Annotated in this window: 8 protein-coding genes; 4 read left to right on the top strand and 4 right to left on the bottom strand. The window is 53.3% G+C overall.

The window, feature by feature from the left end:
• Positions 1 to 46 precede the first annotated feature (46 nt).
• From rplQ to J3P35_RS20195, 4 genes are all read left to right on the top strand, one after another.
• Positions 47 to 571 carry a 50S ribosomal protein L17 gene (gene rplQ, locus J3P35_RS20210; RefSeq protein ID WP_210466552.1) on the top strand — a complete coding sequence of 175 codons (525 nt, stop codon included), beginning with the start codon at positions 47 to 49 and terminating at the stop codon, positions 569 to 571.
• A 79-nt stretch (positions 572 to 650) separates the two neighbouring features.
• Positions 651 to 1,763, top strand: coding sequence for a glutamine-hydrolyzing carbamoyl-phosphate synthase small subunit (gene carA / locus J3P35_RS20205; protein WP_210466551.1), 1,113 nt, complete (start codon positions 651 to 653; stop codon positions 1,761 to 1,763).
• 16 nt (positions 1,764 to 1,779) lie between these two features.
• Positions 1,780 to 3,057: a phosphopyruvate hydratase gene (gene eno / locus J3P35_RS20200; RefSeq protein ID WP_210466550.1), complete on the top strand. Its 1,278-nt coding sequence runs from the start codon at positions 1,780 to 1,782 to the stop codon at positions 3,055 to 3,057.
• 168 nt (positions 3,058 to 3,225) lie between these two features.
• Positions 3,226 to 3,531 carry an FtsB family cell division protein gene (locus J3P35_RS20195; RefSeq protein WP_210466549.1) on the top strand — a complete coding sequence of 102 codons (306 nt, stop codon included), beginning with the start codon at positions 3,226 to 3,228 and terminating at the stop codon, positions 3,529 to 3,531.
• Positions 3,532 to 3,634: 103 nt separating this feature from the next.
• On the opposite strand, the gene hscA is transcribed toward J3P35_RS20195, so the two are convergent.
• The 4 genes from hscA to J3P35_RS20175 all read right to left on the bottom strand — a co-directional run bounded on the left by hscA (position 3,635) and on the right by J3P35_RS20175 (position 11,789).
• Positions 3,635 to 5,494, bottom strand: coding sequence for a Fe-S protein assembly chaperone HscA (gene hscA, locus J3P35_RS20190; RefSeq protein ID WP_210466548.1), 1,860 nt, complete (start codon positions 5,492 to 5,494; stop codon positions 3,635 to 3,637).
• 406 nt (positions 5,495 to 5,900) lie between these two features.
• Entirely contained in the window at positions 5,901 to 7,235 is a 1,335-nt protein-coding gene (locus J3P35_RS20185) for a TldD/PmbA family protein (RefSeq protein ID WP_210466547.1), read from the bottom strand.
• A gap of 122 nt (positions 7,236 to 7,357) precedes the next feature.
• Positions 7,358 to 8,989, bottom strand: a complete 1,632-nt coding sequence (locus J3P35_RS20180; protein ID WP_210466546.1) for a TldD/PmbA family protein — start codon at positions 8,987 to 8,989, stop codon at positions 7,358 to 7,360.
• A 367-nt stretch (positions 8,990 to 9,356) separates the two neighbouring features.
• Positions 9,357 to 11,789, bottom strand: coding sequence for a zinc-dependent metalloprotease (locus J3P35_RS20175; RefSeq protein WP_246850385.1), 2,433 nt, complete (start codon positions 11,787 to 11,789; stop codon positions 9,357 to 9,359).
• Positions 11,790 to 11,972: the final 183 nt, after the last annotated feature.

The raw sequence follows: 11,972 nt of genomic DNA, 5'->3' as shown, positions 1-11,972 counted from the left end.
GATCCCGAAAGGTTGATCGACGGTATGCACGTGCACAATCAATGTAATGAGACACGGTAAAAAAAACAACCACTTAGGAAGAACAGCTTCTCACAGAGCTGCAATGCTTTCTAACATGGCTTCATCTTTAATTCTGCATAAGCGCGTAATCACTACGGTGGCTAAAGCGAAAGCACTGCGGAAATATGTAGAGCCTCTATTAACCAAATCAAAGAGCGATACCACACACTCACGTCGTACTGTATTCTCTTACCTGCAAAACAAAGAGTCTGTTAAAGAACTTTTTGACGGAGTAGCAGGCAAAATCGCGAATCGTCCTGGTGGCTATACCCGCATTTTGAAAACCGGAACCCGTTTAGGTGACAACGCTGAAATGTGTATCATTGAACTTGTTGACTACAACGAGGATATGCTGACCACAACCGGTGCTGCCGCAGCTGCTAAGCCTAAGACAAGACGTCGTTCTTCAGGTAAGAAATCAACTGATGCGCAGGCTTCTACTGACGCACCAGCTGCAACTTCCGGAGAGGCCGCTGCTACTGATTCAGCTGAAACTCCAGCCGCAGAATAATAAGTATGCAATAATTATTGAAAAGGGATACGAGATTACTCGTATCCCTTTTTTATTTTTGCCACATATCTAAAACAGAATGAAGCTTCATACAACAACTGATGCAGTATTGGTGCTGGAAGACGGCACTGTTTTCCATGGTAAGAGCCTTGGGAAAGTTGGAACCACTGGCGGCGAAGTCTGTTTTAACACAGGCATGACTGGTTACCAGGAGATTTTCACTGATCCTTCTTACTATGGTCAGATTGTGATAACCACGGTTTCCCATGTGGGTAACTATGGCGTGCAGCAGGAAGAAGTAGAGTCTGGCAACATCCAGATTAAAGGACTTGTCTGCAAAGAGTTTTCGCACCATTTTTCAAGAAAGACCGCTGAAGGGTCTTTGCAGGAGTATTTTGAGAAGGCCGGGATTGTAGGAATCTGCGAGATTGATACCCGTGAACTGGTGCGCTACGTGCGTGACAAAGGTGTGATGAACGCCATCATCTCATCTGAGACCACAGACGTTGATACCTTGAAGCAGCAGTTGCTGGAGGTTCCATCTATGAGTGGTCTGGAGCTCTCCTCTAAGGTAACGACTGCCCAGCAGTATGACTTACCGGTAGCCGAGACCCGGTTTAAGGTTGCGGTGCTGGATTTGGGCGTAAAACGCAACATCCTGAATAACCTTACCATCAGAGGCTGCGAGTGCCGAGTGTTCCCTTACGGTACCACCTTTGAGGAAATGGAAGCCTGGGGACCCGACGGATACTTTATCTCCAACGGTCCTGGTGACCCTGCCGTAACCACCGAGGCGGTGAAAAGCGTAGAGCAGATCCTTGCAGTAGAGAAACCTATGTTCGGGATTTGCATGGGGCACCAGATTCTGGCTCAGGCCAACGGTATTCCTACCTACAAAATGCACAATGGTCATCGTGGCTTGAACCACCCGGTTAAAAACCTCATCACTGGCCGTAGCGAGATTACTTCGCAGAACCATGGCTTTGCCGTAGACGCCGAGGCGGTGAAGAATAACCCTAATGTGGAAATTACCCACATCAACCTCAACGATAATACCGTTGAAGGCATCAGGATAAAGAACAAACCGGCATTCTCCGTACAGTACCACCCAGAGTCTTCTCCGGGGCCGCACGACTCTGAGTACCTGTTTGATCTCTTTGTAGAGATGCTGGAGAAAGAAAAGAAATCATAAATCAAAATAGAACTATATGAGCTTAATTGAAGACATCAAAGCCCGCCAGATTTTTGACTCCCGCGGAAATCCTACCGTTGAGGTAGACGTAATCACCCAGAACGGGATTGTTGGCCGTGCCGCTGTTCCATCTGGAGCTTCTACCGGTAAACACGAAGCTGTAGAGTTACGTGACGATGACAAGAGCATGTACATGGGCAAAGGGGTACTGCAAGCTGTGCAGAACGTGAACTCCATTATTGCCGATGAACTGGTTGGTTTCAATGTATTCGAGCAGAGCCTGCTGGATAAGATCATGATTGAGATTGACGGCACGCACAACAAAGCCAAGTTGGGTGCTAACGCCATTTTGGGTGTTTCTCTGGCTGCCGCCAAAGCCGCTGCCAAAGAAGCAGGTCAGTCTCTGTACCGCTACGTAGGTGGCGTGAATGCCAATACGCTGCCCGTGCCTATGATGAACATCCTGAACGGCGGTAGCCACGCAGACAACTCTATCGACTTCCAGGAGTTCATGGTAATGCCAGTAGGCGCGTCCTCATTCTCTGAGGCGCTGCGTTGGGGTACCGAGGTGTTCCACCACCTGAAAAACGTACTGAAGAAAAAAGGTATGTCTACGAACGTGGGTGACGAAGGTGGTTTCGCCCCAAACATCGGGTCTAACCAGGAAGCAATTGAAGTAGTGTTGCAGGCCATTGAAGCCGCGGGCTACCGTCCGGGCGAGGACTTCATGATTGCCATGGATGCCGCCGCCTCTGAGTTCTACGATGCCTCTACCGGCCACTACCACTTCAAGAAATCTACCGGCGACAAACTTACCTCTTCTGAGATGGTGAGCTTCTGGACCGAGTGGGCGAACAAATACCCAATCATCTCCATTGAGGATGGTATGGACGAAGACGACTGGACCGGCTGGAAAGCCCTCACCGATTCTATCGGGAACAGAACCCAGTTGGTAGGGGATGACTTGTTCGTAACCAACGTAACGCGTCTGCAGCAAGGTATTGATCAGAAAACCGCTAACGCGATCCTCATCAAGGTAAACCAAATCGGAACTTTGACCGAGACCATTGATGCCATCAACTTAGGCCGCCGAAATGGCTATAAGAGCATCATGAGCCACCGTTCAGGAGAGACCGAAGACAACACCATCGCTGACTTAGCAGTGGCCTTGAACACCGGTCAAATCAAAACCGGCTCGGCTTCCCGCTCAGACCGGATGGCCAAGTACAACCAGTTGCTCCGTATTGAGGAAGAACTGGGTGAGGTAGCTTACTTCCCAGGCCGGAACATGTAATCAGCCTTTGAGGCGAATCAGCAATGATCCGTTTTGGATCTGTTTTTCAGAAAACAGGACATAAACAGAATTTGCAGAATTGATTCGCTTCCTGTGCAGATACCTTCTGGGATTCTTTGTAAATTCATGGCGGCAAGCGAAAGTTTGCCGCCATTTTTTGTTTAGACTATGTTAGCACGCGTCCCTAAATTCTTCCGCAACTTCTATTTCTTGACTGGCGTGGCCTTCCTGGCCTGGATGTTCTTCTTTGACTCCAATGATTTCATCACCCAGTTCCAGACCAGCCGCAAACTCACCATCCTGGAAGAGGAGCGTGACTATTACCTGGAGAAGATTGCCGAGGTGCAGAAAGACCGCAAGGAACTGATGAGTAACCCCGCGTTGCTGGAGAAATTCGCGCGTGAGAAATACCTCATGAAGAAACCCACTGAGGACCTGTACCTCATTGTGGAAAAAGATGAAGAAGAGAAGTAATTTGTCTTTAGGCATAAAAGCAGAAGGCGCAACTGGTTAGGTTGCGCCTTCTGCTTTTTAGGACTGTTTCAAGGCCATTTTCTTCACAACAGCCATGAAACGTTTATTCAATCTTCTTACCAGTCATGGCTTTCTTGATGGAGATCTGCATCACGCGTTCCGCAAAGGGGCTGGTCTGTTCCTCCAACACGTCTACCGCCTTCAGAATGGTGTCTTTGTCCCCGGAAGGCAGGGCGTCTTTCAGGCGCTGCACGTTCTGGTTTGTCAATTCTATCTCTTCTGGGGTCAGGTGCTCTCCGTTTTTCTGCACGAAGCGCTCTACCTGGTAAATCATCTGCTCGGCGGTGGTGCGGGCCTCAATGACCATGCGGGTGGAGACGTCCTCACGGGCGTGGGTAATGGAGTCCATCAGCATCTGCTCTACCTGCTCATCGGTGAGGCCGTACTGCGGTTTCACTTCCACTTCCTGCCGTACACCCGAGCGCAGCTCAATGGCCTCTACCTTCAGGATTCCGTCAGCGTTCAAAATGAAGTTCACGTCTACTTTAGGGAAGCCGGCGGGCATGGCTGGAATGCCTTTTAAGTCGAACTCGGCTAGTTTGCGGTTCTCTTTCACCAGATCGCGCTCGCCCTGGTACACCGATATTTTCATGTTCACCTGTCCGTCCACGGAAGTGGTATACTGCCGGCCGGCTTTGGTGGGAATCTTAGAGTTACGCGGGATAATGGAGTCCATGAGGCCACCCATGGTTTCAATGCCCAGCGTGAGCGGGGTCACGTCAAGCAGCAGGATGTCCTTACGGTTCCCGGCCAAAACGTCGGCCTGGATGGCAGCGCCAAGGGCCACTACCTCATCTGGGTTCAGTTCATTGTGCGCGGGCTTCCCAAAGAATTCAGAAACGGTCTGGTACACCAGGGGCACGCGGGTAGAACCACCCACCATGATTACGGTGTCAATCTGCTCGGGCTGCAAGTTGGCGTCTTTCAGAGCCATCCGGCAGGAAGCCATGGTGCGGTCTACGATGGGGGTGATGAGTTGATCAAACGTAGACCGGTCTAAGGCTAACTCCACACCATTCAATTGACTAGTAAAGGTATTATGGCTGCTGAGGGCTTTCTTCGCCTCCTCGGCCTGTAAACGCACCGCCTGGGATAGTTTCGCATCCTCAGATACCTGCGTGGCCAGGGAAGGATTCTGCTGGAACCAGTGATTCACAATGGCACGGTCCAGGTCATCGCCACCCAGGAAGGTGTCACCATTGGTAGAGAGCACCTCAAAGATGCCTTGGTGGATGCGCAGTATGGAGATATCGAACGTACCGCCGCCAAGGTCATACACGGCAATGGTGCGTTCCTCGCTTTGATCCAAGCCAATACCGTACGCCAACGAAGCTGCGGTAGGCTCATTCACAATGCGCAGCACCTCCAGCCCGGCCAGTTTCCCGGCATCGCGGGTAGCCTGGCGCTGGGAGTCGTTGAAGTAAGCGGGCACGGTGATCACGGCGCGGTTCACCGGCGTTTTCAGGGCGTGCTCGGCGCGGGCGCGGAGTTCTTTCAGGATCTCGGCGGAGAGTTCAATAGGGGAGTAGAATTTGTCCTGCACCCGAATCTTCACCAGCCCCTCAGAGTTATCGTCAATGATCTTGTAGCCGAAGAAATCCTTGTGCTCGCCCAAATCCTGGTAAGATTTGCCCAGCAAGCGCTTCACCGAGTAAATGGTGTTGGCCGGATCAGTTAACAGGTATTCTTTGGCGTTATTGCCCACAATCACTTCTCCTTCTCTGGAGAAATGCACCACCGATGGGACAATGGTGCCCAAGCCTTGGTCATTGATGGCAATGGGGGCATGGTCCTCGGGGTGCATATAAGCCACCAGACTGTTGGTGGTACCCAGGTCAATGCCCACAATCACCTCTTCCTTTTGGATGGAAGCGGTGGTAAGATTTATTGCTATTTTAGCCATGTGTCAAAGTTAATGCAGCGCGTTTCAGCGCACTTCCGCAAAAGTACGAAGAAATAGCCTCTTAAAAGGGTACGGTTTCCTGTGGGATAGGTGGCGGAAGACAGGCGTGAATCATGAATTAAATAAGGAGGCGTTTTGGGGCTGTTTTCCTGAAGATGAGCCTAAAATAGAATCAGTAGCGTCGTTACACTGTAACGACGAGTGTCTTTGAAACAAGAACGTCACTACCAGAAAGGCTTTGCTCCAAGACAATGTTGTAAAGGCAGTTTATTTTATATAGTAAGGAGGCGGTTTTGCCCTGTAGAACCACGTCGTTACGGTGTAACGACGCTACATTTTAGAACTTATTCTTGGAAAGTAGGCCTAAAAAAGCCCTCTCGGTGGGAGAGGGCCTTTGTGAGATCACTTACACCGCGTCAGACAAGCTGCTGAAGGTGAAGTCCCGAATTTTTAGGGGCGGCAGCAGGTAGTTGTTGCTGGACTCGCCGCTAACCACGCGCTCCGTCTTTCCAATGGCTTCCAGGTTGTTGAGCATGATGATGGGGCTTTCGTTGAAGCGGAAGTTCTTGACAGCGTGCTTGATTTTGCCGTTCTCAATGTAGAAGGTTCCGTCGCGGGTGAGGCCAGTGAGCAGGAGCGTCTGTGGGTCTACCGGACGGATGTACCAGAGCCGGGTTACCAGAATGCCTTTGGTAGTGCCTTTAATCATATCGTCCAGGCTTTGGGTGCCGCCCTGCATAATAGCGGAGTTGGGGAACGGCACGGGCGTGATTTTCTTCTGCTGCGCCCAGTACCTGGAGACCGGGATCTGCTTCACCACCCCTTTGTCTATCCAGGTGACTTTGTTCAGGGCTTGGCCGTCCTGCGCCCAGGGCGAGGTAGGCAGTTCTGAGTGCGACGGGTCTGAGTAGATGGTCACGCGCTCGTCCACCAGTTTCTGGCCTACTTTGTTGCCTCCTCCGGGTTTGCTCAGGAAACTGCGGCCTTCATCGGCGGAGCGGGCATCCATGTTAAAAAACAGGTTCTCCAGCATCACAGCTACGGCAGCCGGTTCCAGGATCACGGTGTATTTGCCCGGCTCCAGGGCCTTGGCGTTCATAGAACCCGTGGCTTTGTTCACCGCAATGGCCGAGGCTGTGGCCGTGTTCAGCTTGGAAACGTCATTGAATCCCCGGGAAACGTACCCAGAGCCAGTGCCGTCTGGCGTGCGCACGGTCAGCGAGAAATCTACGCCGGTGTCTGTGTTGTAGGCAAACAAGCCCTTGCTGTTCATCATGGACTGGAACCCCACAATGTCCTGGAGGTAACCGGCGGCCGTAAGGTTCTTGGCTTTTGCGGCCGATATGCTCTGCGCCACCATCTCGGCCCGTTTGTCTGGGGTGATAGCCGCCGTAGCCGCCACGTACGGGTTGGTGGTCATGTATTTCTGCGGACCCAGCACGCCCATGTACTCTGGGTTTTCCGGGGCTAGTTTGGCCAGTTCCTCTGAGCGGCGCACCACTTTCTCCAGCGAGGCATCGTCAAACTCATTGATGGTGGCGGTGCCCACTTTCTTCCCGAAGGAGGACTGCACCACCAAGGATGTGGTGTGCGCCTCCCCGGCGGTAGACACGGAGTTGCGGGCGTACCGCACATTCCCGGATTTGCTGCCATTCAGGTTTGCCTCGCACTCATCTGCCTTACTTAACGCCATCACTTTTTTCAGGACGGCCTGTGCTTGTTCTTGGGTATATATTGCCATGGATAGATACGTCTGATGTAAGTTGAAACTGCTTGTTGAAAGTTCTGAGTCTTGAATTCTGAGTCCTGAGTTGGGAAATTTGACTCAAGACTATGGACTATGGACTCAGGACTGAAAAATCCTTAGATCTTTCTACCGGTATTGATCACATTCACGCCGTTGAAGCGGGTGGTGGCGGAGCCGTGGGAGACGGCGCTTACCTGGGTAGGCTGGCCCTTCCCGTCGAAGAAGGAGCCGCCCAGGCGATAGTCACTCTCGTCGCAAATGGCGGCGCAGGAGCTCCAGAATTCCTGGGTGTTACTTTGGTAAGCCACATCTTTCAGCGGACCCACAATCTTGCCGTCCTTGATCTCATAGAAAAGCTGACCGCCGAACTGGAAATTGTAACGTTGCTGGTCAATGGAGAAGGAACCGTCGCCTATGATGTAGATGCCTTTCTCCACGTTCTTGATCATGTCATCCACACTAAGCTTCTGCTTGCCAGCGGCCAATGACACATTAGGCATGCGCTGGAACTGCACTGAGCTCCAGTTATCGGCGTAGCAGCACCCGTGCGATTCTGTTTCTCCCAGAATATGCACCTGGTCTCTGGTGGCCTGGTAGTTCACCAGCGTACCGTCTTTCACTAGATCCCAGCGTTTGGTTTTCACGCCTTCATCGTCATAGCCCACCGCACCCAGCGAGCCGGGCTGAACTTTATCGGCGAAGAGATTTACCTGCGGGCTGCCGTACTTGAAGTTTTTGGATTGCCACTTATCCAGCGTAGCGAAGGAGGTGCCGGCGAAGTTAGCTTCGTAGCCCAATACACGGTCCAGTTCCAGCGGGTGGCCCACACTCTCGTGGATGGTAAGCCACAGGTGAGATGGATCTAAAACCAGGTCGTACTTGCCCGCCAGCACAGATTTGGCGGTGAGTTTCTCTTTGGCCTGTTTGGCCGCAGCAGTGGCGTCTTCCACCATGTCATAGGTTCTGCCGTAACGTGTAGTAATGCCTTTGTATTTATCAGCGGGCCGACCGCTGAGGTACTCAAAGCCCATGCCCACGGGAGAACTCAATGATTGCCGTGTCTCGAACTTGCCGGTTTTCTGGTCAATGGCCGTGACGTTGAGCACGGGCCAGATGCGGTGCACGTCCTGGTCAATGTAAGAACCATCTGTGGAGGCGAAGTATTTCTGCTCATTTACCAAAAACAAAGCTGAATTCACGTAGTTGGCGCCGTTCTGCATGGCGGCGGCATTGGCACCCAGGAGAATGTCCACTTTCTCCTTGAGCGGCACCTCAAATGCGTTGCGTTCTATAGGTGTTTTCCAGCTTACCTCACCGTAGCCCTGTTGCGGCGCTAGTTGTACCGGCTCGGTCTGCAGTTTTGAATTCGCCTTGGCGATGGCTACCGCCAAGTCGGCAGCTTTGACGGCCCCGGCGGGCGAGACCTCATCAATGGCCGAGAAGCCCCAGGTGCCGTTCACCAGCACCCGCACGCCCAAACCAAAAGACTCAGTGTTCACGGTATTCTCCACCTTGTCTTCGCGAGTGATGAGGTACTGGTTCAGGTAGCGGCCAATCCGGACATCGGCGTAAGAAGCACCTTTAGACTTGGCGGCATTGAGGGCCGCATCGGCAATCTGTTTCTTCACGGTTGCTTCCAGGGGATTAAGCATCGCCTCCGGAGCAATATCATTGCCCCATAGCGGAATCGGCAGCATGAGGGCACCAAACCCAAGGCCGGAAAGTTGAAGGAAATCGCGTCTTTTCAAGGTGGAAGAAGTTAAGGGTTAGTTATTTAAATATAAGAATTTCAGGCGCCTTTGCAAGGAAATAGTATCGGTTATTTTCTATATAGAAGCCTGCGGAACTTGTTGTTATGCATGCATTCCGTCCCCCTTTGAAGGGGGTAGGGGGATGACAAAGGCCGTTGAAAGAACCAATACCTTCTGCTAAGAGCATGGGCAACCACAAGGGATTGCCCCTACACTTCGGGAATGCTTAATCTGCATGAGTAGTCATCCCACTACCCCCTTCAAAGGGAGACGATATGCGTGCTATAAATTAGAATCCATAAAAAATCCCACCTCTGGTGGAGGTAGGATTTTGGGCTGTTTTCAGGAAAACGGGGGTAAAACGCTATTCACAACCGATCATGTCCAGGGAGCCGATGGGGGCGCCGGGCGGAAGGTCTTTGTGGAGTTGCGGTTTGGCTTCCTGTGGTTTTTTGAGGCGGTCCAGGGCCAGGAGAGCGTTGGCTTTCACCGCATCGTTAGAGGAGTTGGCCAGTTTCTTGGCTTTCTTCTCCAATTGGTTCAGTTGCAGTAGGGCTGCGGCGCGGGCTGCGTAAGAGGCCTCTTCGTTTTGGGAAAGAGCCATGAGGTGGGTCAAAACCAATTGCTGGGTGAGTAGCTGCACCTGGCCGTTCATGCCCGAAGCGCTTTTGCTTTCCCAGGTCTTGTCAATGATCTGGTTCAGGACCTCATCCAAACCTAGTTCGTTGCCCCGGGCTTTCAGCTCCACCAACCGGGTGGCGCGCTCTGGGTGGAAGAGGAAGGAAAGCGTGAAATCTGCCGAGGCCTCGGCGGCGGCCAGTGGGTCAAAGGTTAGGCCAGTGCGTTTGTCAAACAGCTCGCGGGTAGGAGACCAGCCGGCGGGCCGGGGCGGAATAGCGGCGATGATTTTCTCCGGCAGCACCAGCACGTTAGGCTGAAGCGTGGCGAGCAAGGCATCCAGGGCTTTCTGCTGCTCGGCCTCGGGCACGAACTCGGTTACCAACTGTCCATCGCCGCGCGAGGCGTAGGTGTAGTTCACGCCACCCACTAGTTTGGCGGCCGCCTCTACCTGGTAGCGGTGATAGTTGTAGATGGGCACCAGCACGTCTTCCAGCATCGCCATCGGCACGCCGGGCTTGATGTTATTCTCCCCGAAACGCTCCAAGGCTTTCTGCCGCACACTTAATACATGCTTCAGTTCTTCAGAGGCGCTGGCGCCGTTGTCCCACAGGTGCGCCTGCGGATGCGCGCCGCCGGGTGCGCGGGAATCGCGGTCAGAGATAAACTGCAGGCCGCGTTTGTGGGCCTCGCGCAGTTGCTGATCCAGAGCCTGGGCCTCATTGGTGCCGGCGGGGAAATGCTGGTAACCAAATTTTATGGCTTCTTTATCCCATTCACCTATGCCCACGGCGTAGGCATCAGAAAGGTCAATCTCGCCGCCCGCGGTCAGTTTAACGGTAGGGTGGGGATAATCCATTACAGAGGCGCGGTTGCTCACACTGGCGGCGTAGTTGTGCATGATGCCCAGGGTGTGCCCTAGTTCGTGCGCCGACAGTTGCCGTAGGCGGGAAAGCGCCATTTTCATCATCTCGGGATTGGCGGGTTTGCCTTGTTCATAGGGCGCCAGCAACCCTTCGGCGATGAGGAAATCCTGGCGCACGCGCAGCGAACCCAGGCTCACGTGACCTTTGATGATCTCACCGGTTCTGGGGTCCGAGACGGTGGCTCCGTAAGACCAGCCCCGAGTGCTGCGGTGCACCCACTGGATCACGTTGTAGCGCACGTCCATGGGGTCAGCATCTACAGGCAGAATCTCTACTTTGAAAGCGTCTTTGTAACCGGCGGCCTCAAACGCTTGCGCCCACCAGCGGGCACCTTCCAGCAACGCGCTTCTGATGGGCTCCGGCGCGGCATGGTCCACGTAGTACACAATCGGCTCCACGGCTTCTGAGACGGCAGCGGCCGGGTTCTTTTTCTGAAGGCGGTGCCGGGCAATAAAACGCTTCACAATGGGCTGTTCCACGGGCGTGCTGAAATCAAAGTACTCAATCCCGAAGTAGCCGCCTCTGGGGTCCATGGCGCGGGGCGTATAGTTTTTGTCTGGCAGTTGCACGAATGAGTGGTGCTGACGCAGCGTGATGGCTTGCGCCGATGGGGCGACGCTGCGCACGAAACCGCCAGCGTCCTCACCGCCCACAAAGGTGAGCGTGGCCTCAAATTCTGAGTTCTGCGGGAAGTTCTTGGTGCGGGGCAGGTACATAACTGAGCGGTTGCCATCCAGGCGGTAAGAGCCCTGGCGACTGCGGCGGATGCTGCCCACCACGTCATGGGCATCGCGGAGGAGGAACTCGGTGGCGTCAACCAGTACTCTGTCTCCCTCGGTGGCCTCCACCTTAAATCCCCACAGCGCCGACTGCGCGAAAGACTGCGCCACGGCCTGTTCCTCGGCGGGGTTGCCGTTCATGGCGCGGTAGCCCTGGTTGGGTTCAATGAGCAGCACCTTGGGGCCAACCTTGTGGAAATACACCACGTGCTCGCCGCCCAACTGCCCGCGGTCCAACCCGATGTCGTTGGAGCCCAGCCCGGCGGCCAGGGAGTTCACATATAGGAATTGCTGGTCCAGTTTGTCAATCTCCAGCAGGATACGGCCGGTGGCCTCGTCCCAGTAAAACGGGAAATAACCGCTGAACTTCTGCATGCCCGCGGTTTTACCGGCGATGCCTGCGGGTTTGTTTTGGGCCCAGATCTGGGAAAATGCCAGAAAAGCGAAGAGAAAGGGGAGTAGCGTTTTGCGCATATTTTTGAGAAAGTAAGCCTGAAACGGAATGAGCTGGATAAGGTAGTGAATTAAGAACATAGGGGCAAGGCTATGTTTAAGCTTATCTCCTCTGGTTATCATGCTTAGGCGCTGAAACCGTGGCTAGAAGCAATATCTAAATACCTCTATATTTGCAGTGAAACCGAACTGAACGCAACTTCT

Source organism: Rufibacter roseolus (assembly GCF_017916365.1).
GTDB lineage: Bacteria > Bacteroidota > Bacteroidia > Cytophagales > Hymenobacteraceae > Nibribacter > Nibribacter roseolus.
This window is presented reverse-complemented; position numbering and strand designations above follow the sequence as displayed.

Bases quoted from the DNA above. Each gene is read 5' to 3' on its own strand.
- hscA (WP_210466548.1), bottom strand. From the start codon at position 5,494: ATGGCTAAAATAGCAATAAATCTTACCACCGCTTCCATCCAAAAGGAA.
- rplQ (WP_210466552.1), top strand. From the start codon at position 47: ATGAGACACGGTAAAAAAAACAACCACTTAGGAAGAACAGCTTCTCAC.
- J3P35_RS20175 (WP_246850385.1), bottom strand. From the start codon at position 11,789: ATGCGCAAAACGCTACTCCCCTTTCTCTTCGCTTTTCTGGCATTTTCC.
- carA (WP_210466551.1), top strand. From the start codon at position 651: ATGAAGCTTCATACAACAACTGATGCAGTATTGGTGCTGGAAGACGGC.
- eno (WP_210466550.1), top strand. From the start codon at position 1,780: ATGAGCTTAATTGAAGACATCAAAGCCCGCCAGATTTTTGACTCCCGC.
- J3P35_RS20195 (WP_210466549.1), top strand. From the start codon at position 3,226: ATGTTAGCACGCGTCCCTAAATTCTTCCGCAACTTCTATTTCTTGACT.
- J3P35_RS20185 (WP_210466547.1), bottom strand. From the start codon at position 7,235: ATGGCAATATATACCCAAGAACAAGCACAGGCCGTCCTGAAAAAAGTG.